This is a genomic window from Celeribacter persicus (assembly GCF_003050785.1).
Taxonomy (GTDB): Bacteria; Pseudomonadota; Alphaproteobacteria; order Rhodobacterales; family Rhodobacteraceae; genus Celeribacter; species Celeribacter persicus.
The window spans coordinates 193,005-216,549 of record NZ_QAOH01000007.1 but is presented as its reverse complement, the minus strand read 5'-3'; the positions used below and the strand labels follow the sequence as shown (position 1 = coordinate 216,549).

Here is a 23,545-nt window from a genome sequence, read left to right as displayed (position 1 = left end):
ATGGTCCTGATCGAGGTGCAAACCGGCTCCTATGTGGGCGAGGACGACATCATCCGCTACGAAGACGTCTACGCCCGCGGACAGGGCGAAAAGGGCTGAAACCCGCACACCGCCAGCGCGGGGGGGGGGCTGACGATCAGGGGTGCCGGAAGTCACATCTCCGCCGATTGCGACGGGTTGAAAGGTGTTGGAGAGTTTTGTCATGAAGGCACGGGACAAGAGAGCGGGGCTGAAATTGTTAAGAAAAGCAGGGTAACCGACAAACTCCGATCCTACGGCGTCGCGTTACGTCAAATCGGGAATGCGCATCGTCAGTAAACGGCGCGCTGACCCAACACCCGCGCCGAGAATTTGCCTCTCCCATTTCACCTACGTCATCCCGTAGCTCAGTTTACGCTTTGGATTTCTGGGGCCGAAGGCGCATCATGGTTTGCCAGAAAACTGTCGGTAGCGCGCTCAGGCCGAGAATAAGCGTCCACATCGTCGCGTCCGGGGCCGAGAGGCCAAGAATGTTCGCAAGTGCGGGCAGATAGGCCGGGATGACCAGAAGGACCATACAAAGGATGAGTGCGGCCCATATCCACGGATTTCGGGTAATCTCGTTATTGAATAAAGGCACTCTGCCCGAATGCATATTGAACACCTGCCAAAGCTGGGCGCAGGCGAGGGTAAGGAAGGTGACGGTCACGGTTGCTTCCGGGCTGAAGCTCAGAGATGTGCTGATCCACATGGCTCCGAAAACGGCGGCACTCATCATCAGGCTTTGCGTGGCAAGCCGGACCCATTGCGCGCGTCCCAGAATGGGCTCTCGCGGGTTGCGGGGCGGTCTGTCGAGCACATCGCCCTCGCCCTCGCCGAGGGCCAGTGCAAAGGCGGGGAAAACGTCGGTGATCAGGTTCAGATAGAGGATTTGCAACGGCAGGATCGGGAGGGGCAGCGACAGCAGCACCGCGATCCCGACAACCAGCACTTCCGTGAGATTGCAGGCCAAAAGATAGGCGGCGAAACGGCGGATATTGCCGAAAATGACCCGCCCTTCGCGGATCGCGGCAACGATGGTCGGAAAGGCGTCGTCGAGCAGGATCATTGCAGCAGACTCGCGGGCCACATCTGTCCCGCGCAAACCCATCGCGACGCCGATATCCGCCTGACGGAGTGCCGGCGCATCGTTGACGCCATCTCCGGTCATCGCGACGATTTCGCCTGATGCCTGATAGGCACGCACGAGGTCGAGTTTTTCTTTCGGGCTCACCCGTGCGAAAATACCGATCCGGGCGAAGTCATCCGTGCCATTGGCCGTCAACTGGGCGACTTCGACGCCTTCGACCACATTGTCTGCCTCACAGCGGAGCCCGACCGTCCTGCCAATGCTGCGCGCCGTATCCACATGGTCACCGGTGACCATCACAACCCGGATGCCCGCACGGTAACAGGCTTCGATCGCGCCGGGCACATCGCGGCGAGCCGGATCTTCGAGCCCGATCAGTCCGAGAAACGTCAGGCCTTCATATGGCGCGGCATCCGGTCTGGTCTCCGCTTTGGCCGCGCAGGCCAACACGCGCAAACCGTGGTGCGCAAGTTCCGCAGCCCGTTCGAGCCAGATTTTTTGATCTTCCGGTCCAAGGGGTGCGAGTTGCCCCTCCGGTGAAATAAAATGGCTGCTTTGCAACACCGCCTCGGGCGCCCCCTTGATGGCGTAGAGATAGTCGTTGTCGTGCCTGTGGACCGTGGCCATTCGTTTGCTGGTGCTGTCGAAAGCCACCTTCCGCACAGCGGGGTATCGCATCAGAAGGTCCTTGCGGGAATGTCCTTCTTCGAGACCGGCACGCAGCAACGCCACCTCCATGGGATCGCCTGCGCCCTCCGCCTCGGGCGTGTCGAGGGCCGCGTCATTGCAGAGAACGGCGACTTTGACCAGAGCGGCAAGCTGTGCATCGTCTCCGGGTTTGCTCCCTTCTGACGTGCTGTTCGTGCTCACCTCTCCCGAAGGCAGCCAAAACCGGCGGACGGTCATCCGGTTCTCGGTAAGCGTCCCGGTTTTGTCGGTCAGAATGACGGTCGTCGCCCCCAGAGTCTCCACGGCTGACAGGTGTTCGACCAGCGCGTTCTGGCGCGCCATCCGCCACATGCCCCGGGCCAGGGTGAGCGTTGCGACGACAGGCAGACCTTCGGGGATGGCAGCCACGGCAAGAGCAATGGACGCCTCGGCCATCAAAAACGCATCTTTGCCGGTCAGAATGCCGATCCCGGCGATCAATAGGGTCAGGGCCACTGTGGCCCAGACGAGTTGGGAGGAGAGATGGGCCAGTTTCTTTTCGATCGGCGACGTGCCTGCGCCCGCTTCTGCGACGAGTTTGGAGACCTGACCGATTTCGGTGGCAAGCCCGGTTCCCGTCACGACGCCGAGCGCACTTCCGGCGGTCAGTGCGGTTCCCCTGAACAGCATGGAATTCCGATCCGCCAGCCTTGCGGCTTCCGGCACCGGGGCTGCGTCTTTGGCGACGGCCACGGATTCGCCGGTCAGGGTGGATTCGTCGACCTGCGGGTTTGCCCCCTCGATCAATCGCAAATCCGCGGGAATGGCATCGCCTGCATCGAGCAGAACGATGTCTCCCGGAACCAGTTCGTCGGCGGGAATCATTCTGTCATGCCCGTCGCGGCGCACGCGCGCCTTGAGGGTTTCGAGAGCTTGCAGCCCCTCGATGGAACGGGCGGCTTTGAATTCGGTGAAGAACCCGATGAGTGTGTTGAGGCCGAGGACGATCACGATGGCGACCGCTTCTTCCACTTCCCGGAACAACGCAGCGAGCACCGCCGCACCGGCCAGAAGGAAAACGACGGGGCTTTGCAACTGCCTCAGGAGGAGGGTGACGATTCCGACCTTGCGTTTGGTTGCAAGCGTGTTCGGACCGAAACGCGCGCGCCGGTGCAGGACCTCGGATTCGGAGAGCCCTTTGCCAGCCGTCACCCCAAACTCCGCAAGGACGTGCTCTCCTGTCTGCGCGTGATAGCAGACGCCTGAATCGTTTTGCCGGGGCACTTTGCGGTCTCCTGACTCGCAACATTGAGATGTGAGAAAGCTAGGAAAAAATTCGGGGTGAGCCAATAACTTCGATCAAATTTAGGCCGGTATGGTTGCGGCATATTGTATGTTGCCATCCACGTGGACAGCGAGAGCGTGTCCGCGTTCATGATCGCAGGCGCCACAAGGTATTCTCCTGTCCTCCGATCTTCCTCAGGGCTCACATTGCGCGACATCAACCGGAGGTGCCTTGCTCTGTGTTACACTTAAAAGAACTGGAATGGCGTGGGCCTGAACTGCGTGACAGGTGTCGCATGAAGGGGAGGATGGCATGTCTTATGATGGCGACCGGTTCAAAGACCGTTCTGAGGCTGGACGGTTGTTGGGAGAGCGACTTGCGGACATGGGCTTGGAGCGCCCTGTCGTTTATGCCCTTCCACGGGGCGGCATCCCCGTCGCGCTTGAAGTTGCGAAGGCGCTCGAAGCCCCTCTCGATTTGATATTCGTCCGCAAAATCGGAGCCCCGGGCGCGCCGGAGGTTGCGCTTGGTGCCATCGTTGACGGAGAAAATCCACAGACCGTTATTAACGAAACTGTCCGGCAGAGTTCCCACGCCGATGCAAGCTATCTCGAACGGATGCGGGCGCAGGAGTTGAAAGAACTTGAACGGCGGCGTGCCCGCTATCTCGGGGACCGCAAACAAATCGCGGCCAAAGGGCGCACCGCCATTCTCGTCGACGACGGTCTGGCAACCGGTGCAAGCATGAAAGCCGCTTTGCTCGGGCTTCAGAAACAAGGCGCGGCGCGTGTCGTGATCGCGGTTCCGGTCGCGCCCGTCTATGTGCTGCCGGAATTCGAAGAATTGGCGGATTATGTGCTCTGTCTCAATCCGGCGCGCCCATTTTACGGTGTCGGAGCGTTTTATGAGGATTTCCATCAACTCTCTGATGAGGAGGCGGTCAGTCTTCTGCGGGAAGGATGGGAAAGGCACTTGGATGCCGCGCCCGTCCGGTCGATGTCGATGCGCCGTACCGTGTCCGTCCCGCCCTACGGTCTGGAGGGCGAGTTGACGGTCCCGGTCGATCCGCGCGGGCTTGTGCTTTTTGCTCATGGCAGCGGGTCGAGCCGTCTCAGCCCGCGCAATCGTTCGGTGGCTGAGACGCTGAACGCATATGGTTTTGCCACGCTGCTTTTCGACCTTTTGACATCGGAAGAGGCCGAAGATCGGCGCAATGTCTTCGATATTGCGAAACTCGCCGAACGCATCGTCGATACCGTGCTCTATGTCGGTTCCGAGCCTGATGTCGCAGACCTGCCCCTTGGTCTTTTCGGCGCAAGCACCGGGGCGGGGGCCGCTCTTGTCGCCGCCGCCGAGCTTCAGGAGCGGATCGGTGCCGTCGTTTCCCGAGGCGGTCGACCGGATCTGGCGGGCGGGCATCTTGCGGATGTGACCGCCCCCACATTGCTGATCGTGGGGGGCGACGATCACGAAGTGATTGCACTCAATCGCAAGGCGCAGGGCCAGTTCTCTTGTGAGACGATGCTGAAGATCGTCCCGGATGCGGGGCATCTCTTCGATGGGGTGGGGCAACTCGAAACGGTGTCGGAGATGGCAGCGGACTGGTTCGCGCATCATCTTCGTTTGCCTCCGGAGACGGTGCATCCGAAAGAGGAGCGGCACCTGACGGACAGAGCGGATATTGTTGCCGCGATACGCCGTGCCATGCACGCTTTGCCAGCACCCGAAACACCGGAGTTCGCCGAAGTCTTCGATCAATACGCCGCAGCAAAGATCGTCCTGCTGGGCGAGGCCTCGCACGGGACTTCGGAATTCTATCGTGCACGGGCCGCGATCACACAGAGATTGATCGAAAAGCACGGTTTCACCCTTGTTGCCATCGAAGGCGACTGGCCTGACGCGGCAATCATTGACCGTCACATTCGGGATCTGCCGCCAAGACCGTCGCACAAGCCACCCTTTTCGCGTTTTCCGGTCTGGATGTGGCGCAATCGCGAGGTCGAGGATTTCATCGCCTTCCTGCGACGTCACAACACCGATTTGCCTGTGGGGGAACAGGTCCGGTTCCGGGGGCTCGATTTGTACAGCATGACCTCGTCGATGGCTGCGGTGCTGGACTATCTCGAAAGGGTTGATCCGCAAGCGGCGAAGGAGGCGCGTACCCGCTACGAATGTATCGACCCGTGGTCGCATCAGCTTGCGACTTATGGCCGGGCCTCCCTCAGTCGCGGTTATGCGCTTTGTGAGGAGCCGGTGTTGCAAAACCTGCTCGGGCTTCTGGAAGAAGAACTCAGCTATTCCGCGAGGGACGGTGATGACTTCTTCGATGCGGTTCAGAATGCGCGTCTGATTGCAAATGCCGAACGCTATTATCGTGTGATGTATTACGGCTCGCATAAAACCTGGAATCTGCGAGACCGTCATATGTTCGAAACACTCGTACGCACGCTCGATCAGATGGGCCCCGATACCAAGGCCGTCGTCTGGGCTCATAACTCCCATATCGGCGATGCGCGGTTCACCGATATGGGACGGGCCCGGAATGAGTTGAATATCGGTCAGCTCTGTCGCGAAACCTACGGGAAGGATGCTGCGCTGATCGGGTTCGGCACGCATGCGGGCACGGTGGCCGCCGCGTCGGAATGGGATGCGCCGATGGAGGTGAAAACGGTGCGCCCCTCACGATCGGACAGTTTCGAAGCGCTGTGCCATGAGGTCGGAGAACCCCGCTTTCTTCTTGATTTCGGCGAGCGGGTGTCTCCCGCACTCCGTCGTGCGCTTTCCGAACCGTATCTCGAACGCTACATCGGGGTCATTTATCGCCCTGAAACGGAACGCTGGAGCCATTATTCCCATGCAACCCTTCCGGATCAGTATGACGCGTTCGTTTGGTTCGATCAGACAAAAGCCATAACCCCGATACCGGTCGAAATGTCAGAGGGCGCTGATGAGACTTATCCTTTCGGGCTATGAGCCGGGCCGGATATGGAATGCGGTTGGCGCAGAGGCCGTCGTGGCGCCGTGATCGCTGGCATCTATCGCGAGTTTTCGCGAAAGGAAACGATCAGGTCGTTTCCGTGCAGGATACGGTCTCGGGAAGCCTTGGTGTTTCCTTGCCGCCTGAGCTGAGACAGGCCTCGATTTGTTCGAAGTTCAAGACCTCTATGGCCTCCAGTTCCCGGATCAGGACGCGCATCCCGCGCTCGTGCGCAGTGATGATATCTGTGGCTGCCTTCTCGGCGCGTTTCAAAAGCTTCATGACCTCGTCATCGACCTGAGCGGCGGTCGCGTCCGCGTGTTCGCGTGGCTGCGCAATCGACTGGCCAAGGAAGGGATGATCTTGGCTTTGGCTCAGATCGACAGGCCCCAGATCGTCGTTCATCCCCCAGCGCGCGACCATCGAACGTGCCAGCGCAGTGGCGCGCCTGATGTCATCGTCGGCCCCCGAACTCACCGTTCCCAGAAGTTTCTTTTCTGCGGCGCGCCCTGCCAGAAGGATGATCAACTGGGCGCGCAGATAGCTTTCAGACAGAGTGTGATGCTCTTCGCGCTCCAGCATATGCGTGCCGCCAAGGCTCTGACCGCGAGGAATGATCGTGACCTTGTAGAGCGGATCTGCCTCCGGCGTGAAATATGCAGCTATCGTATGGCCCGCCTCATGAACCGAGAGGCGATGTTTTTCTTCGGGCTGAATGGCCAGAGTGCGCACAGTGCCCATCAGGACTTTGTCGCGGGCCTCCTGCAAATCCTGTGCGGTGATCGAACCGGCGCTGCGGCGCGCCGCGTTGATCGCGGCCTCGTTCAGCAGGTTCTTCAGGTCGGCGCCCGAAAATCCCGGCGTGCCCCCCGCGATGTCATCGAGGTTGCCCGGATCGTCCAGAGGCAGATCGCGGGCATGAATGTCGAGAATGGCTTTGCGCGCAGCACGGTCGGGGAGGTTCAGTGTCACATGCCGGTCAAACCGCCCCGGTCGCAAGAGGGCCGGGTCAAGTACGTCAGGGCGGTTCGTTGCCGCGAGGACGACGACCGCCTCCTTACCGTCGAACCCGTCAAGTTCCGCGAGAATCTGGTTGAGAGTTTGCTCGCGCTCGTCATGTCCTCCGCCAAGACCGGTTCCCCGTGTCCGCCCGATGCTGTCGAGCTCATCAATGAAAATCACGGCGGGGGCCGCTTTGCGTGCGGCCTCGAACATTTTTCGAACCCGCCCCGCACCGACCCCGACAAAGACCTCTATGAACTCCGAGCCCGAGGTCGAAAAGAACGGGACATCCGCTTCTCCGGCAAGAGCTTTGGCCATAAGCGTCTTGCCGGTGCCCGGCGGTCCCATCAACAGGACACCGTGGGGCACTTCCGCGCCGACCTTCTGGAACCGCTCGGGCTCACGTAGGAATTCCACAAGTTCGGCGACTTCCTTTTTGGCTTGATCCTGTCCCGCCACATCGGCGAACGTCGTGCGTTTCGTCGATGTGCTGGGCTTTGAAAACCGGCCACTGAAGAGATTGCCGACCGCTCCCTGGCCAAACCCGTCGCCAATCTGGCCCATCATGCGCCGCTGAAACCAGAAATATAATGCGAGGATCAGTATCCACGGCAGGAAATAGCTGAGGAGCGATGTGCCCTTTGGTGCTTGTGCCGTGATCTCGACGTCCTGCGCTTCAAGCAAAGGCAGAAGCTCCGGGTCGCCCTGAGAGGGCGTGACCGCACGGTATTTTTGCGGGGCCTCGTCACCGGTCTCGCTCGTGTCGATTGTGATGGCATGGTCCTCAAGCAACGCTTGTCGCGCTTCGCCGCTCCGGATCATCTGTTTGATTTCCGTATAGGACACGTTTTGATAGCTGTCGGCGGGGGCGTTGAGCATGAAACTCAAGAGCACGATGATGAATAATGCCCAAGAGACAATCGTCATCCATTGTCCGGATCTGGGTGGCTCGCCATCGCCGGGCGGGTGCGGTGCTGCGTTTGCCATGCCTTCTCCTCCATGTGAGCGACATTTTCAGGAATATCCTCCCGTTGGGCGATGACCTATGTCAATGCCCTGTGCCGGTATCCGAATGCGGGCAGCATCGGTTCGCCTCGAAACGCGATGTCGCCGACGCATCACCATCCCGCTTGCGGAGCCATATCCGCAGTGCGATGTTTGGCGCGTATCATTCGAGAGACCCCGATGACCTTCAAGCTGGAACTGATCCCCGAGGCTGTCGCCCGTTATCGGCGCGAGCGGGACCGGTTTGTGAAACTCGCCGATCGTGTTTCCGAGATATGCCGGAAGGATGTGTGCGAACGATATGCCATCCGGGCTCAGGTGACGTTTCGGGTGAAAAGCGAGAAATCCTTTGAGAGCAAACTCAAGCGTTTCAGGAATGAGGGCAAACGCCATTATCAGACCGTGGATGATATTTTCGCCGATATCAGGGATATCGCAGGCGTGCGCATCTCCGCGTATCTGGAAGAGGATTGCGAAGAGATTATCGCACGACTTCCCGCCGTATTTCGCGGGCCTCATGGGCAAGGCGACATCGAGGTGGACCGCAAGGACAAGAAGACCCCCGAAAATCAGAATTTTTACTGGGCGATTCATGCCCAGGTCAGTCTGCCCGATGAGTTTCTGCCGGGCGGATACGAGAGCCTCGGGGATCTGAGTTGCGAGGTGCAGGTGTGCACATTGATCGCCAATGTCTGGAACGAGATCGAACACGGGATAGGCTACAAGTCCGAACTCGGTGCCCCTTCGGAGGAGGAGAAGTATCACCTTGCCGAGCTTGGGCGTCTGATGCGGCAAGGCGATGTGACGATTGCATCTCTCGTTGCGGCCCGAGAGCGCCGTATCCGGGCAAGGCGGGAGCAGTCGTAGGCACAACGGTCAGAGCGGTCTGTTGGCTGAGGCCGAACCGCTCTGCCGCATTGCTGTCAGGTTCAGCGGGTGCGGGCTATCCGTGCTTTCACGATCGCGTTGAGGACCGCCAGCTGTTCGGCCTTGCTGTCCTGTGCCACCGCTTCGAGCGCGCGGATGTCGTCCTGAAAGGCCATGAAATTCTGTTCGAGCTCTTCGCTGGACAAAGGCTGGCGTTCGTGACGGTCGACGAAGGTTTCGGCACTCGTGGCGAGGAAATAGAAGGCGGCGGCGTGGTCCGGTTCCGCCAGCGCGCGTTCGAATGCCGCTTTCGCGACGGCGGAATAGGCGTGAATGCCACGGCCTTTTTCGGTGATCAGATCGAGGAGGAAGGTGAACATCGGTGTCTCCTTAAAACATCGGGGGTTAAAACGTCAGGCTGCGGGCACCACCATGGGCGGCAGACCAGTCCAGCGGGGCGTCGAGAAAAGCGGCAATGGTGTCGCGCTGTTCCGGGGTGAAACGGTCATGCGCGCGGGCCACGTCGAGAATGTCTTTCCAGGTGGCCAGCGCATGAAGGCGAATGCCCGCACGCTCCATCGCGGCGCGGGTTTCGGGGAAGATGTCATACTGGAACAGCATGAACACGTCCCGCACGACAAGACCAGCAGCCCGCAGCGCCTCGCAGAACCGCAGTTTCGAGGCCCCGTCGGTGGTCAGATCCTCGACCAGAAGCACGCGCTGGCCGGGTTCCCATATCCCTTCGATATGCGCCTCGGGGCCGAAACCCTGCGCCCGTTTGCGGACATATTGCATCGGCAGTCCGGTCTCGGCGGCGATCCAGGCGGCGAAGGGAATGCCCGCGGTCTCGGCGCCGGCGATGGCGTCGATCCGGTCGCGCCCGATCTCGGCGTCGATCACCTCGGAGGCAAAGCCCATGAGTTTTTCACGCACCGCAGGGACGGAGATGACCTTGCGCACATTGATATAGACCGGGCTCGCAATCCCTGAGGACAGGATGAAAGGACGTGTTTCCGCCACTTCGACGGCGCGAATATCGAGAAGGGCAAGCGCCGTGCGTCGGGCGAAATCGGTGCGGGTTTCGGGGCTTAAGGGCATGGTTGAAGACATGATGTGAGGCTCCTTCATGATGCGGCCTCCATATAACTGGCGAGGATGTCCACGCCCACCATGAAATCGGCGATCTCCATCGCCTCGTCGGGATTGTGCGAACCGTTGCGGTTGCGCACGAAGACCATGCCGGAGGGCACGCCCGCCTGTGCGAACACCGCCGCGTCATGACCGCCGCCCGAGGCCATGGAGAACGCCTCTCCCGTGACGGACGCCATGGCGCGTTCAAGTCCCGAGACCAGTGCCGGGTCCATCAGGGCAGGGGCAACGGCGACCTCGGGACCAAGCTCGAAACGCACGCCGCGCGAGCGGGCGATGTCGGCCATTTCGTCCTTGAGATAGCGGCGCATCTGATCGAGCGTGCCTGCGTCCTGCGACCGGATGTCGAGGGAAAAGGTGATCTCGTCGGGGATGCGGGCAATCGCATGCCGCGTCGGATCGGTGCCGACGACGCCGGAGGTGAGAACGAGATCCTGGCCGGTGTTGAGCAGGTGCTGCCATGTGCTGTCGAGCCGGTGCATCAGCTCGGCAAAGGCCAGAACCGGGTCGTGGCGATAGGCGCGCGGCACCGCGCCGGAGTGACCGGCCTGACCGATGCAATGGATGTCACGATAGCGGAAATTGCCGCGAATGCCGGTGACGACGGCGGCGGGGATATTGCGTTCGACCAGAAGCGGGCCTTGTTCGATGTGCAACTCAAGATAGGCCTCGATCCGGCTCAGATCGCAGAGCGGTTCTTGCGCTTGGATCGGCGCGGTGTCGATGCCGAGGGCTTCGAGATGCGCGCCGAGCGACCGCCTGTCACCCTTGTGCGCGGCATGAAATTCGCCCTCGGGCAATGTGCCGGTCAGCAGTTTTGAGCCGATGTAACATGCCCCGAACCACGCACTTTCCTCTCCGCGCATGGCGAGAACCTTGACTGGACGGGAGAGCGCGCGCAGGCCGCGTCGTGCTGCGATCAACACCACCAGCCCGGCGATCACACCGGCCAGCCCATCGTAATTGCCGCCCATGGGAACGGAATCCACATGGCTGCCGATCATGGTGAACCTATCGGAATCTTCATGCTCTGGAAGAGAAAACAAAAGGTTACGACCCAAATCTTCAGTGACGCACAAACCTTCCGTCCGGGCGCGTTCGGCGAGATAGGACAGCGTTTCGGTTTCCCTGGCGGAAAAAGCCGGACGGCTTACCCCTGCGGCATCGGCGGAGAGGGCGCGAATGTCCTCGAACATCTCGGAGGCCAGAGCGGCCAGGTCTTCGGTGCGGTGGTGTTTCATTCGAACACCCCGGCCTCGGGGGCTTCGATGCTGCCGATGATTTCGTCCAGAGTGGCGATGCCGCGTTCCGTCATCCAGCCATGAAGCTCGGTGATGAGACGGGCCATGACGGTGGGCGACTGGAAGGTCGCGGTGCCGATCTGCACCGCACGCGCACCCGCGATGAGGAATTCGAGCACATCGTCCAGCGTCGCAATCCCGCCGCAGCCGATCACCGGAATGTCGCAGGCCCGCGCGCATTGATAGGTCATCCGAAGCGCGATGGGCTTGATCGCCGGACCCGACATGCCGCCCATGACATTGCCGAGGCGCGGACGGCGGCTGCCGATGTCGATGGACATGCCGAGCATGGTGTTGGCGGTCACGAGCGCGTCGGCGCCGGCGGCTTCGGCGGCGCGGGCCACTTCGACCGGCTCACCGGTGTTGGGCGTGAGCTTGGCCCAGAGCGGCAGATCGGTTTCCGCGCGCAGGCGGGTGACGACCTCATGCGTCGTGTCGGGCCGCATGGCGAAGGCGTTGCCGTCGGCCTCGATATTGGGGCAGGATATATTGGCCTCGATGGCGGTGACGCCCGGTAGGCTGACCTCGCCGCAAAGCCGCGCGAATTCATCGACGGAATGCGCCGAGATCGACACCACCAGAGGGGATTTGAAGGCGGCCCAGTAGGGCAGCATCTCGTCGCGGAAATGGTCGATGCCTTTCGACGGAATGCCGATGGCGTTGATCATGCCCGATTGCATGTCACAGACGCGGGGCGTCGGATTGCCGGTGCGGGTGCCGTGCATGATGGTCTTGAGCACATGCGCGCCCAAGACATCGAGATCGAACACATCCGCGAGGTCCTCGGAGAAGGTGCCGGAGGCGGGCATGATCGGGTTTTTGAGCGTCAGCGTTCCGATGTGGGCACTGAGATCGACGGGGTGCAGGTCTTTCATCAGATCGCCTCCGCAATGGGGAAGACCGGGCCTTCGCGGCAGACCCGGCGCTGAATGATGCGGTCGCCAACCCGGAAACTGCGCACGCAGGCCTGACACATGCCGAGACCGCAGGCCATTTGCTGTTCCATGGCAATCTCGCCGGGGATGCCGTGGGTGTCCCCGAGGTCTTGCAGCAGGCGCAAAAGGCGCGAGGAGCCGCAGGTGTAGAAGGCGTCGACCATGCCTTGTGCGATCCGGGATTCGATGAGCGGGCGTAGCGCTTCCGGTGTGGAACTGCCGTCCTGATCGTGGACAACGATCACCTCGGCGCCGAAGCTCTCGAACAGGCCGACGGACATGGCAAGCTCGGGGCGACGGGCGGAGCAGATCGCGGTCAGCTTGCGGCCCTTCTCCTGCGCCATTTGCGCGAGAGGGGCGAGAGTGGCAAGCCCGACCCCGCGCGCGACCAGCATGAGGTTCTGCCACTCAATGGGCATCGAGAACCCGTGTCCCAGCGGGCCGAGCACGTTGAACGCATCGCCGGGGCGCAGAGTCGCGAGACCTCGTGTCCCGGCTCCGGTAACCTTGTAAAGAAACTCCAGACGCCCCGTGGCCTTGTCATAGCCATAGATGCTCATCGGTCGGCGCAGGAACGGATGCTCGCCCTTGGGGGCGGGGCAGAGCAGTTGGAAAAACTGGCCCGGCTGGCAGTCGAGAATGGCCTCGGGGGCCTCAAGCACCAGTCGGCGGTATTCACCGTTCACGGGCGTATTGGAGCGCACGAGACAGGTGGCTTCGGAACAGCGGGGCCGGAGCCCCTGCGGCACAGGGACGGACACAACGGTCGGAATCTGGGTCATTTGTCTGCCTTTTCTCAGCCGTAGATCAGCTTGGGAATGAAGAGGGAGATTTGCGGAATATAGGTGATGAGCAGAAGCACGATCAGGTTCACCAGCACGAAGGGCCAGACCCCTCGGATGATGTCGGCCACGGGTTTATTCAGCGTCGAGGAGGCGACGAAAATATCGAGCCCGAAGGGCGGCGTGATCATCCCGAGGCTGACGTTCAGCGTCACCAGCATGCCGAAATGCACCGGGTCGATGCCAAAACTCATGGCGACCGGGTAGAGCGGGGGGACCAGAACCAGAAGTGTCGAGTTCGGGTCGATGAACATGCCCGCCACGAAGAACAGCACGTTGACCGCGATCAGAAAGGTGATCTTGCCCGCGCCGGAGGCTTCCAGAAAGGCGATGATCTCATTGGGGACTTGCGCCAGCGTGACGAAGAAGGAGATCAGTCCGCCCATGGCCAAAAGCACAAAGATGATCGAGGTGTTCACCGCACTGTCTTCGGTGATTTTGGCGAGGCCTTTGAGATCGAGCGCGCGGAACACGAACATTTCGACGAGGATCGCATAGACCACGCTGACGGCGGCGGCCTCGGTGGGGGTGATGATGCCGGAATAGATGCCACCCAGGATGATCACCGGCATGCCGAGCGCCCATTTCGCCTCCCAGATCGCTTTGAGCCGCGCGGGCCATGGCAGGCGTGTGTCGTGTTGGACACCATCGCGCGCCGCCTGAATGCGGACGTAGACGGAGAAGGCGAACCCAAGCAGCAGGCCGACGGCGAGACCGCCCGCGAAAAGCTTCGAGATCGAAGTGCCGGTGATCCAGCCATAGACGATCAGCGTGATGGAGGGCGGGATCAAAAGCGCGGTTTCCGCCGAGGACACCAAAAGTCCGAGGCTGAATTTGTCGGAATAGCCCGCCCGGCGCAATTCCGGGTAGACCATGCGGCCCATGGCGGCGACGGTTGCGGGGGCGGAGCCGGAGACCGCGCCGAAGGCCATGCTGCCGCCGACGACGACGTGTCCCATGCCGCCTTTTGTGTGGCCGACGAGCGCCTTGACGACTCTGATGAGCTGGCGCGCGATCTGGCCGGAACCCATGAGGTTGGCCGCGAAGATGAAGAAGGGGATCGCCAGAAGTGTCGAGTGGTCGATGCCGCCGACGATCTTCTGCACCACCGCTGCGTCGGGCAGGCGGGCGTAGAAGGCTTCTTTATAGGCGAGTGCCGGGATGCTCAGGACGAGCAGCATCTCGAATCCCGCGACCAGAAGGACGATGGCGAGAACGATGATGAGGGCGAAGATCATTCGGCGGCCTCCCGATAGCGGTCAATGAGGCCCAGAAGGCTCAGCCCGTAGCGCAGGCCCAGAAGCACAAAACCCACGACCGGTGCGAGGTAGATCACGCCCATGGGGACGCCGAGGGTCGGGGATTTCTGGCCGGATTTAAGGACGAACTGCACCAGATCGAGCGCCAGCCATGCGACATAGAGACTCATGCAAAGTCCAACGAAATCAATGAGTTTCAGAAGGGCCTTGAGTGCGGGTGAGGGCAGGCGGTCGCGCAGATTGGTGATCCCCACATGCTTGCCCCGCTCCAGCGCCAGTCCCAGCGCCAGAAACACAAGAAACAGGTTCATGATCCGCACGGCCTCTTCAATCCAGGCAAAACGGCTGGCGAATGTGCCACCGATTTCGCGGGTCACGACCGAGCCGGTGTAGAGAAACACCATGATCAGGAAAAGGGCGATGAGAACGGTTCTTTCGACCGTTCGGAGCAGATTGAGAGCTTGCATGAGAGGGCTTTCGATCACCGTGGAAGGAGAGCTCCGCACCCAGTTCTGAATGGGCGCGGAGCAGAGAGACCCGGAAGGGGAACCGGGTCCGTCAGGGGTTTAGAGCGCGCCGTAGGCTTCGGTATAGATGTCGAGCAGATTCTGGCCTGCTTCGCCGGTCTTGGCGACATAGGCCTCGGAGGCCGGCCCGAACATCACATCACGGAACTCGGCGCGCTCGGTTTCATCGGCGACGCGCACATTGGTGCCGGCTTCCTTGATGGTCTCAAGCGCGGCTTCGACGGCGGCAGCCTTATGCGCGGTCAGATCGGGGATCACTTCGGCAAAGGCGTCCTTGATGATGGTCTGGTAATTCTCCGGCAGGCTGTCCCAGAACATCGGGTTGAACAGGATCACATCCTCCATCGCGCCGTGATCGGAGACCACGAGGTTTTTCTGTACCTCGTAGAACTTCATTGCCTTGATCGTGTCGAGCGGGTTTTCCTCGCCGTCCACGACGCCGGTTTGCAGCGAGGTGTAAAGCTCGCCGAAGGGCAGCGCGATGGCGGAGGCGCCGAGCGCGTTGAACTGTTCGATCAGGATCGAGCTGTCCATGACGCGGAATTTCTGACCGGCGAAATCGGCGAGCGTGTCGAGCGGTTCGTTCGAGGTGAACTGTTTCTTGCCGTTGGGCCAGAGGTCGATGGCAACCATGCCCTTGTCCGAGAAACTGTCGAGCAGCGCCTGACCGAAGGGGCCGTCGCGCAGCGCTTCGGCTTTTGCGGCGTCTTCGGGGATCAGGTAGGGGATGTCGAGGATCGACACCAGCGGGTTGAAACCGCCGAGGAAGGCTGCGGGGGCGACGGTGCCCTCAAGCGTGCCGAGTTGCACACCCTCGTTCATCTGGCGTTGATTGCCGAGCTGGCCCTGCGGGAAGATCTGGAATTCCACATCGCCGTCCGTGCGTTCGGAGACAAGCTCCGCCACCTTTTCAAGATGGATGTGGCGACTTTGCTGTGTGCTTTCGAGATGGCCGATGCGGGCCACGTAGTCCTGAGCGAGCGCGGGGCTGGCGATGGCGAGCCCGGCCAGCAGCACGGCGGACAGAAGAGTTTTGGGTTGAGACATGAAGGGCTCCCGAGTTGGTTTGGTTCTGGAAATCATAGACTCCCGAAAGCGGAGGTCAGGTCAATAAAAAAGTCTAAAAAATGAGACGAAATGTGATTTTGACCGGATGATTTATTTTTCCGCTGAAATTTTGGGCTGAATTTCAGGCTTTGACGCCCTCGCGCGCGATCAGGTCTTCGACATGCTCCGCCGCTTCCCGACCTTTGAGCGAACTGTTCCACAACCGCTCCGCAATACCTTCATGCAATTCAAGCGCCTCAGGGGCGGAGGTGATCAGACCGACACCGATGCGGATATTCGGGTTGTGGCCGAGGCGAAAGGGGCTGATCGTCAGGATCGAGCGCCCGGCCTGACGCATGATCTGGAACGAGGTCGAGGGGATCGGTTCGCGGGCAACCCCGATCTGGATGCCGATGTCGGGCGCGCGCAGCATTTCAACGATATGCCGCACCTCGGCAAGCGCCATCTTGCGGCGCTGTTCGCGGATATCGGGGGCAAGCTCCGGGCTGCCTTCGAGGCCCTCGCGCAGAAATTTGCGAATGTCCGCGTCGGAAATGATCGAGGCGAGCAAGGGGCGTCTCTGGGCGAAGCGCTGCTTTCTTTTTCTGAGGATTTCGAGGATTTTCGCAATGTCCTGATGTTCGGAGGCGGGGACGGATTCGCTTAACACATCCTTGAGCACGGCGTCGTAGCGGTCGGTCGTCACCAGATAGGAGATCGGGCTGAACAGGCCGATGATCTGGTCGCAATCCTCCTCGATCTGGCGCATGCGCTCGAAAAAACTCAGCGCATTATCGACATATTCGATGCCGACGCCCAAGAGGCTCGGCAGTGACACATGAAGTTCGTTCGCGATGGCCGAGAGCATGTCGATCTTGGTGATCTCGCCCTTTTCGGCTCGATAGAGCGCGGCGCGGGAGATGTTCAATCGGGCTGCAAGGTCCTCGGGAGAGAGATTGCGGCCAAGGCGATGGGCCTTGAGGCGCGCGCCGATGTCTTGGAAATTGATGTGCGTCTCTTCCACAGTGGGCTCGCTTGAAATCTGTTTGTGTCTCGATGTGCCTGACCTAAGAGGGCGGCATGAAGAATTGTCTCAAACTTGAGACAATCACGCTTTTCCCGATGTCGCAAGGGTGATTTCGAAACCGTGTCTGGTGAAAATTTCGTCAAAATCTCAGAAAACCGGCTGTTCAGAGGGTTTGGTTGCGCAGGATACCGGGCAGGATGTCATAGGTGCGGCGAAAGGCGGTGGTGAAATTTTCCGGCGTGGTGTAGCCCGCGAGATAGGCCGCCTGGGCGATCGTGGCGCCATCTTCGCTCAGGGCGCGATACGCCTGGGCCAGACGTTCGCGCCGCAGGAAATCGCGGATCGTGAGACCATAGGCGGTTTTGAACTGTCGCTGGAGCGAGCGTCGGTTCAGTCCCATTTCGTGCTCAAGATGCGCCATGTTGAGCGGTTGTGACAAGTGGTCGAGCAGGTGTAGCCGCGTGCGCTCGGCAATCGTTGCGGGGGGGAGCTGTGCGCTTTGCTCCTGCGTCAGCAGACGCCGCAAAAGTTCCAGCCCGCGCGACATGCGGTAAAGCCCGGTCTGCGCACCGAATGCCTGCGGGGGCGGGGCGATGATCTGGGTGGCGAGCCGGACGGTTTCCTTGTCCGGACGCCAGTGCCGGATGCTGTTGCCACTCCCTTGCAGACCGCGCGGCAGTCCGCCCATCTCCGCGACCCAGCCCAGTGGCGTGGCGATGGCCAGTTTGCGATAGGGATGTCCGAAACTTTCGACATGGCGCAGCGTTGTGGGATGCCGGATGCTCATCATCAGCGCGTCGGGTGTCTGGCGGGCGTCCAGATCGACCTTCTGCTGTCCGATTGTGAACACATGCTGTCCGCTCAACAGGATGAGAAGTTGAAATTTTGGGTCCAGTTCCTGAACCGCGCCGTCTTCGACCCTGTCTTTGTTCTGGTCGAGCACGCCGATGCGAAATTCTCCGGGAAAGCGATCTACGCTCATGGTGTTGTGTTCCGCTGTTGATGTCGTTTGCGCAAAGGTGAAAGTCGCTGCGGCCAAGCTGTCCGATATGGACCTGACTCGTGTGCGACAGTATGAAGTCCGACAAAATAACTCAAGATAGTCCGCGCAGCCAGGGCAAGCTCAGGGCCAGCCCGCGCCAAAGTGCGGCCAAAACGGACAGATGCGCATCATGACACAGATGACACGGGGCGTGGCCCTGACCCTTGCCAGCCTGATGGCCTCCACCGCAATCGTCGCGCCAGCCTTGGCGCAGGAGACGGTCGAACTGGAGCAAATCCTGATAGAAGGGCTTACGGAAGAGGCCGACGGGCCGGTGGAAGGCTATGCCGCGGGGCAAAGCGCCTCGGCCACCGGCAGCGACATTGCACTGGTGAAGACGCCGGTGACCGTCAATGTGATCGGGCAGGATCAGATCGAAGATCAGGGGGCGACCTCCGTGGCAGAAGCGCTGCGTTATACCGCCGGTGTTTCCGCCGAGTATCGCGGAACCTCGAACCTGAGCGACGAAATTCAGCTTCGGGGCTTCGGCGACCGGACCTTCGTGCCGAAATTTCTCGATGGCCTGTCTTTCGGCCAGGGCATCCATGCTCAGCTCGACCCGTTCTATCTCGAACGGATCGAGGTGGTGAAGGGGCCGAACTCCGTGGCCTACGGACAGGTGACGCCGGGGGGGCTGATCGCCATGTCGTCGAAAAAGCCCACCGAGGATCAGGGCAACAGGGTGGAGCTGGCCGTGGGCTCGGACGAGTACGTGCGGTTCAGTGGCGATTTTCAGGGTGATCTCGATGACGAAGGACGTCTGAAATACCGGTTTGTCGGCTCCGCCTGGCAGAAAAACCTGCAAGGCGATTTCGATCAGAACCGCTTTTTCATAGCCCCCTCGCTGGAATGGCAAGTGTCGGAGGCCACGACACTGACCCTTTCCGCGCTTTATCAGAATGAACCGGATGCCGGGAACCGGGGCTTCATGCCCTATTACGGCATCGTTAAGCCGACCGAGGACGGCATTCTGCTGGACGACGATTTTCAGTCTTACGCCCCGGATTACGACAGCGTCGAGCGCGAGACCAAATCGCTGGGCTACGAGTTGACCCACGAGTTCGCCAATGGCTGGACGCTTGATCACAGCCTGCGCTACACGGAACTTGAGATCAGCCAGACCCAGGTCGGCATGTGGGATCCGGTTGATTACGGCACCGATGACAGCGACTTTTATCTCTACCGTTTCCTGAGCGAAGACAGCGCCCAAACCCTCGCGGGGGATGTGCAGGTTTCCGGGCAGGTGCAGACCGGTGGGCTGACCCACGAACTGACCTTCGGGATGGATTATCTCAAGAACGAGGTCGACAGCTCCTATGCCCGTTCCGCGACGGACACCTATATCTTCAGCGTTGTGGATATGAACTACCCGGATGCGGCTGACATCGCGGCGATGACACTCGATGGCTATAGCTATACCTCCACCTCGGACCTGACCCAGACCGGACTTTTTGCACAGGACCGGATCACCTTCGGCGATTGGGCGGTGCTTTTAGGCGGGCGGTATGACTGGACCGAAACCGTCGCCACGCGAAACGGGGTTCATACCGGCACTTATGAGGACGAGGCCTTCACCGGGCGCGCGGCGGTGAGCTATACCACGGCCTTCGGTCTTGTGCCTTACCTGAGCTACTCGACCTCTTTCGAACCCGTTACCTCGCTCGATGACAGTGGTGAGGCGACATTCGAGCCCACCACGGGCGAGCAATGGGAGGTCGGGGCGAAATGGCAATCCTCCGATGGGCGCTTCCTTGTCTCGGCGGCCTATTTCGACATCACGAAAAAGAACATCACCGAAAGCGATCCGGTGACCAGTGAAACCGTGCAGATCGGGGAAATCCGCTCCAAGGGCTTCGAGATCGAAGCGCGTGGCGAACTGACCGACCGTCTCTCCGTCATCGGCTCCTATTTCAACACCGATGCGACCTATGAGACGGGGGATGACAAGGGCAACACCTTCTACGCCGTGCCGACCGAACAGGCGGCGCTTTGGGTGAAATATGCGGTCAATGACGCCTTCGACGTCTCGCTGGGTGCGCGCTACACCGGCAGCAGCTATGCCAACAGCGCCAATACCCTGTCCGTGCCGTCCTATACGCTTTTCGATGCGGGTTTCGGGGTGGATCTCGGCGCGCTCTGGCCCTCGGCCGAAGGGGTGAACGCCAAACTGTCGATCCAAAACCTGACCGACGAACGTTATGTCGCCTCCTGTGTGCGCAGCTATTGCTGGCTGGGCGAGGGGCGCAACCTTCAGGCGAGCGTGAGCTATGAGTGGTAAGTTTCTGGGAGCGCTGCTGGTTCTGGCGGCGCTTACCGATCCTGTGCATGGGGAAGCCATGAAACCTATGGTCGAACCGTTTGCAGAAACGGCGCAGATCGTTTCCGGGGAAAGCTATCGCTTTCCCCTTTCCATTGCGCCCGGCAGCTATGTGATCGGCCATCTCGACAGTGGCAAAATCCCGGTCGATCTGAGCCTGATCTCGGAGACCGGAGCGCCGATCCGCCGCCTGCTCGATGCCAGCACTGGCAACGCGGGTTTTCAGTTCGTGGTGCCGGACGGAGCTGCGGGGATGCTGGCGCGCGGGCAGGAGACGGGCCCCGTGACCCTCATGATCGACAGGGTTCTTGAACAAGAAGCGCTGACCGGTATGCCACCCGCGCCTTTGCTGAGCCCCACCATGGCGACCCTGTCCGATCATCTGGCGCAGGGAGGTACGACAGGGGCCTTCTGGCAGGATCGCATGCGTGAAGGCACGCCCATGATCGAACCTTCCGGGCACGAGGGCCATGTCATCGTGACCTTTCTGTGGCGCGGGGCGGAGAAAAACGTCCGGCTCTGGGGGGCGCCCGCTTCTGATCATGTCTGGATGACACGACTGGGCGACAGTGATGTCTGGTTCGCGTCCTTCGAGGTGCCTGACAGCCTGCGCCTGACCTATGGCATTGCGCCCGATGTGCCGCAATTCGCGGGCACGGCGCGGGAGAACCGGGTGGCGCTGCTCGCGACACTTCAGGCCGACCCGCTCAATCGTTATCCGATTTATCCCGAGGCCTCCGACATCTGGGCGCAGCGTTCGGAACTTTCTCTGCCGAACGCGCCGGATCAGCCGGGGATGACTGGGGTCTTGCCTGTCGCGCGCGGTGCGATTTCGTCCTTCGATTTCACCTCCGAGGCGCTGGGCAATACCCGCCGGGTCGATGTTTATACGCCTGCGGGGTTCGATCCCTCGGACCCGGAGACCGTGTTGCTCGTCCTGTTCGATGGCCCTGCCTATCAGACTCCACGCGCGCCGGTGCCCGAGATTCTCGATCGGCTGATCGCGGCGGGGGAACTGCCGCCGGTGGTCGCGGTTCTGATCGACCCGCTCGACAGTGAGACCCGCAGACGGGAGTTGCCGCTCAACCCTACGTTTCTTGCGGCGGTGTCCGATGAAATCCTGCCGCATGTGTCCCGTGATCTGGGTCTGCCTCTAAGCCCCGCGCGCACCGTCGTGGCGGGCTCCTCTTATGGCGGGCTGGCCTCTGCCTGGTTCGTTCATGAGCGGCCCGAGGTCTTCGGCAATGCGATCATTCTCTCGGGGTCTTTCTGGTGGGCACCGGAGGGCGATGCGGGGCAGGGGGCACCCTATATGTCGCGGCTCTGGATGGAAGACGCGCCTCGGGATGTGCGCTTGTGGATGTCTGCCGGTCTCTACGAGGCGGCGCGTCTGCCGGGGGAGGTTTCGATCCTCGAAACCAGCCGTCATCTGCGCGATATCCTGACGATGGCCGGGGTCGATCTGAGCTATCGCGAATATGCCGGTGGCCATGATTACCTGATCTGGCGCGGGGCGCTGGCCGAGGGTTTGCTGAACCTGTTCGGGACCGCACCTCCCTGAGCCTGAGAAGGCCCGGTTTCCGGGGATGATGACGGCCATGGCACAGAAGGCGACGCCGAAAAGCTCCGGGCCGCGATGAAATTTCCTCTGTCGCCCCTTGTCTCCCGGCACCGTCTTCGCGCAGCATTTGCGCGGTCGGGGTCGCAAGCCGGGAGGAGGGGTGCGTGGAGAAAACCGAAGAATGTCCGAATGCCTCGGTGATCATCGGAGGGCAGGGCGGTGGATTCCTGTCTGCGGCGCTGGCGCGCCTGCCCGTGTCTCATCCGATGGTACTGGTCTCCGACGACCCGGCGTTGGCGGATTTCCTCAGCGCAGATATGCGGCTGAGCTACAATGCGGCAGGTTTCGATGGCATTCCGATCCGTTTCGCCGAAATTCGGGAGACTCTTGGGGCCACGGTGGCCGAAAGCGGCGCGGCGCTGATTGTCGTGGATATGCGCTGGGGCCATGGTACGGTCTCGGCTACGGCGAATTTCGAGAACTGGGGTACGGTTTGCGACCAGATTGCGCGGGCGGACGGGGTCGGCATCCTGTCGATCTATGACCGCGATCTGATGATCGAGGATCAGTTGCTCTCCGCCCTGCGCGCGCACAGTCATTTTCTTGCCCCCTCGGGGCTTTTCGACAACCCCTACTGGTTGCCGCCCGCCTATCTGAACGGCGCCACCCTGACGGAACAGATTCTCTATCTGATCGGACGGCTGGTGCCGGATTATCAGGAGACGGAGGTCTACACCCGCGTGGTGGACGATGCCGCGACCGGCGCGAACCCGCATTGGTTGCAGACCCCGCGCCGGATCAGACCGCCCACGGGCACGGCGGAGGCGTGGAAAATCCGCTGTTTCGGTCGGCTGCGGATTTATCGCGCCGACAGCAGCCAGATCAAATGGGACATTCCCGGCAGCGCGCCGAAAAAGTCGAAAACGCTGTTTGCCTATTTGTTGCACTGTGGAGAGCGGGGCGCGCGGGCGGATCAGCTTGCGGAGCTTCTCTGGCCGGATGAGCCGGAGGAAGACACCAAACGCGCCCGGCTGCACCACGCCATCGCCATGCTGCGCAAGACGCTCGGCGGCAAGGGCTTCGTGTTGCGCAATGGCGAATATTACAGCCTCGCCCCGCCGCCTGGGTCCTGGATCGACATTTCGAGTTTCGAACAACTTTGCAACCGCGCCAAGTCGCTGGCGAAATCGGGGCAGGACGAGGAGGCGATGACGGTGCTCAACACGGCGGCACAGCTCTATTCCGGCGATCTGCTCGAAGATATTCCCAGCGAGTACACCGAGACCGAGATGGAAGACTGGCTGATCCCGCGCCGGGTCTGGCTGCGGGATATGGCGGTGAAGGTGCAGCGCGACAAGGCGGAAATATTGCGCCGCAAGGGGCGGCTGCGCGAAGCGCTGGACTGTTGCCAGAAGGCGCTGGCGATGGACCCGATCTCGGAGATTGCCCATGCCGAGGCGATGCGGATTTTCCACGCCCAGGGGCGGCCCGAGACGGTGCTGCGGCAACATCGGCAGTATCTGGCGAATCTGGAAGGGATGGGGCTTGGAAAGGGTGCGCCGGAGGTTGCCAAACTGGCCCGGGAACTTTCTTCAAGTAATTGATTTGAAAATTTAAAATATACCCAAAGAAAAACCAAAGCCAGA

18 protein-coding genes are annotated in these 23,545 nt (G+C 61.0%); 6 read left to right on the top strand and 12 right to left on the bottom strand.

What is annotated here, in order from left to right; all coding sequences use genetic code 11:
• Window positions 1–99, top strand: a 99-nt coding sequence (locus C8N42_RS22170; RefSeq protein WP_146168266.1) for a hypothetical protein, incomplete at its 5' end; no start/stop codon positions are given.
• A 292-nt stretch (window positions 100–391) separates the two neighbouring features.
• On the opposite strand, the gene C8N42_RS11465 is transcribed toward C8N42_RS22170, so the two are convergent.
• The gene (locus C8N42_RS11465) at window positions 392–3,040 is read right to left on the bottom strand and encodes a cation-translocating P-type ATPase (RefSeq protein WP_211309183.1); all 2,649 of its coding nucleotides are present in this window, start codon (window positions 3,038–3,040) and stop codon (window positions 392–394) included.
• A gap of 313 nt (window positions 3,041–3,353) precedes the next feature.
• Between C8N42_RS11465 and C8N42_RS11460 the strand changes: the two genes are divergently transcribed.
• Window positions 3,354–6,014, top strand: a complete 2,661-nt coding sequence (locus C8N42_RS11460; RefSeq protein ID WP_107816716.1) for an alpha/beta family hydrolase — start codon at window positions 3,354–3,356, stop codon at window positions 6,012–6,014.
• Window positions 6,015–6,105: 91 nt separating this feature from the next.
• Here C8N42_RS11460 and ftsH read toward each other — a convergent pair whose 3' ends face one another.
• Window positions 6,106–8,007, bottom strand: coding sequence for an ATP-dependent zinc metalloprotease FtsH (gene ftsH, locus C8N42_RS11455; protein ID WP_170109278.1), 1,902 nt, complete (start codon window positions 8,005–8,007; stop codon window positions 6,106–6,108).
• A 198-nt stretch (window positions 8,008–8,205) separates the two neighbouring features.
• Here ftsH and C8N42_RS11450 point away from each other — a divergent pair, with 198 nt between their 5' ends.
• Window positions 8,206–8,892, top strand: coding sequence for a GTP pyrophosphokinase (locus C8N42_RS11450; protein ID WP_170109277.1), 687 nt, complete (start codon window positions 8,206–8,208; stop codon window positions 8,890–8,892).
• Window positions 8,893–8,954: 62 nt separating this feature from the next.
• Here C8N42_RS11450 and C8N42_RS11445 read toward each other — a convergent pair whose 3' ends face one another.
• The 10 genes from C8N42_RS11445 to C8N42_RS11400 all read right to left on the bottom strand — a co-directional run bounded on the left by C8N42_RS11445 (window position 8,955) and on the right by C8N42_RS11400 (window position 17,961).
• Window positions 8,955–9,272, bottom strand: coding sequence for a hypothetical protein (locus C8N42_RS11445; RefSeq protein ID WP_107816698.1), 318 nt, complete (start codon window positions 9,270–9,272; stop codon window positions 8,955–8,957).
• 25 nt (window positions 9,273–9,297) lie between these two features.
• On the bottom strand, window positions 9,298–10,002 hold the full coding sequence (locus C8N42_RS11440; protein WP_211309182.1) for an orotate phosphoribosyltransferase: 705 nt from the start codon (window positions 10,000–10,002) through the stop codon (window positions 9,298–9,300).
• Window positions 10,003–10,016: 14 nt separating this feature from the next.
• Window positions 10,017–11,282 (bottom strand): Zn-dependent hydrolase, encoded by a 1,266-nt coding sequence (locus C8N42_RS11435; protein WP_107816697.1) that lies wholly within the window; start codon window positions 11,280–11,282, stop codon window positions 10,017–10,019.
• On the bottom strand, window positions 11,279–12,217 hold the full coding sequence (locus tag C8N42_RS11430) for a dihydroorotate dehydrogenase (RefSeq protein ID WP_107816696.1): 939 nt from the start codon (window positions 12,215–12,217) through the stop codon (window positions 11,279–11,281). The genes C8N42_RS11435 and C8N42_RS11430 overlap by 4 nt, the downstream gene beginning before the upstream one ends.
• A complete protein-coding gene (locus tag C8N42_RS11425; RefSeq protein WP_107816695.1) occupies window positions 12,217–13,059 on the bottom strand; it encodes a dihydroorotate dehydrogenase electron transfer subunit in 843 nt (280 codons plus the stop codon). Before C8N42_RS11425 ends, C8N42_RS11430 begins: the two co-directional genes overlap by 1 nt.
• A gap of 14 nt (window positions 13,060–13,073) precedes the next feature.
• Window positions 13,074–14,357, bottom strand: a complete 1,284-nt coding sequence (locus tag C8N42_RS11420) for a TRAP transporter large permease (RefSeq protein ID WP_107816694.1) — start codon at window positions 14,355–14,357, stop codon at window positions 13,074–13,076.
• Window positions 14,354–14,845, bottom strand: coding sequence for a TRAP transporter small permease (locus tag C8N42_RS11415; RefSeq protein ID WP_107816693.1), 492 nt, complete (start codon window positions 14,843–14,845; stop codon window positions 14,354–14,356). The genes C8N42_RS11420 and C8N42_RS11415 overlap by 4 nt, the downstream gene beginning before the upstream one ends.
• Window positions 14,846–14,944: 99 nt before the next feature.
• Window positions 14,945–15,952, bottom strand: a complete 1,008-nt coding sequence (locus C8N42_RS11410; RefSeq protein WP_107816692.1) for a TRAP transporter substrate-binding protein — start codon at window positions 15,950–15,952, stop codon at window positions 14,945–14,947.
• A gap of 142 nt (window positions 15,953–16,094) precedes the next feature.
• Entirely contained in the window at window positions 16,095–16,976 is an 882-nt protein-coding gene (locus C8N42_RS11405) for a helix-turn-helix domain-containing protein (protein ID WP_211309181.1), read from the bottom strand.
• Window positions 16,977–17,142: 166 nt separating this feature from the next.
• Complete coding sequence (locus C8N42_RS11400) at window positions 17,143–17,961, bottom strand: helix-turn-helix transcriptional regulator (protein ID WP_107816691.1); 819 nt, start codon at window positions 17,959–17,961, stop codon at window positions 17,143–17,145.
• 190 nt (window positions 17,962–18,151) lie between these two features.
• Here C8N42_RS11400 and C8N42_RS11395 point away from each other — a divergent pair, with 190 nt between their 5' ends.
• From C8N42_RS11395 to C8N42_RS11385, 3 genes are all read left to right on the top strand, one after another.
• Entirely contained in the window at window positions 18,152–20,299 is a 2,148-nt protein-coding gene (locus C8N42_RS11395) for a TonB-dependent siderophore receptor (protein ID WP_170109276.1), read from the top strand.
• Entirely contained in the window at window positions 20,289–21,899 is a 1,611-nt protein-coding gene (fes, locus tag C8N42_RS11390; RefSeq protein ID WP_107816689.1) for an enterochelin esterase, read from the top strand. The genes C8N42_RS11395 and fes overlap by 11 nt, the downstream gene beginning before the upstream one ends.
• A gap of 164 nt (window positions 21,900–22,063) precedes the next feature.
• On the top strand, window positions 22,064–23,503 hold the full coding sequence (locus tag C8N42_RS11385; RefSeq protein ID WP_245890065.1) for an AfsR/SARP family transcriptional regulator: 1,440 nt from the start codon (window positions 22,064–22,066) through the stop codon (window positions 23,501–23,503).
• Window positions 23,504–23,545 lie beyond the last annotated feature (42 nt).

Bases quoted from the DNA above. Each gene is read 5' to 3' on its own strand.
- C8N42_RS11450 (WP_170109277.1), top strand. From the start codon at position 8,206: ATGACCTTCAAGCTGGAACTGATCCCCGAGGCTGTCGCCCGTTATCGG.
- C8N42_RS11430 (WP_107816696.1), bottom strand. From the start codon at position 12,217: ATGAAAGACCTGCACCCCGTCGATCTCAGTGCCCACATCGGAACGCTG.
- C8N42_RS11425 (WP_107816695.1), bottom strand. From the start codon at position 13,059: ATGACCCAGATTCCGACCGTTGTGTCCGTCCCTGTGCCGCAGGGGCTC.
- fes (WP_107816689.1), top strand. From the start codon at position 20,289: ATGAGTGGTAAGTTTCTGGGAGCGCTGCTGGTTCTGGCGGCGCTTACC.
- C8N42_RS11420 (WP_107816694.1), bottom strand. From the start codon at position 14,357: ATGATCTTCGCCCTCATCATCGTTCTCGCCATCGTCCTTCTGGTCGCG.
- C8N42_RS11435 (WP_107816697.1), bottom strand. From the start codon at position 11,282: ATGAAACACCACCGCACCGAAGACCTGGCCGCTCTGGCCTCCGAGATG.
- C8N42_RS11415 (WP_107816693.1), bottom strand. From the start codon at position 14,845: ATGCAAGCTCTCAATCTGCTCCGAACGGTCGAAAGAACCGTTCTCATC.
- C8N42_RS11395 (WP_170109276.1), top strand. From the start codon at position 18,152: ATGACACAGATGACACGGGGCGTGGCCCTGACCCTTGCCAGCCTGATG.
- C8N42_RS11460 (WP_107816716.1), top strand. From the start codon at position 3,354: ATGTCTTATGATGGCGACCGGTTCAAAGACCGTTCTGAGGCTGGACGG.
- C8N42_RS11410 (WP_107816692.1), bottom strand. From the start codon at position 15,952: ATGTCTCAACCCAAAACTCTTCTGTCCGCCGTGCTGCTGGCCGGGCTC.
- C8N42_RS11445 (WP_107816698.1), bottom strand. From the start codon at position 9,272: ATGTTCACCTTCCTCCTCGATCTGATCACCGAAAAAGGCCGTGGCATT.
- C8N42_RS11440 (WP_211309182.1), bottom strand. From the start codon at position 10,002: ATGTCTTCAACCATGCCCTTAAGCCCCGAAACCCGCACCGATTTCGCC.
- C8N42_RS11400 (WP_107816691.1), bottom strand. From the start codon at position 17,961: ATGAGCGTAGATCGCTTTCCCGGAGAATTTCGCATCGGCGTGCTCGAC.
- ftsH (WP_170109278.1), bottom strand. From the start codon at position 8,007: ATGGCAAACGCAGCACCGCACCCGCCCGGCGATGGCGAGCCACCCAGA.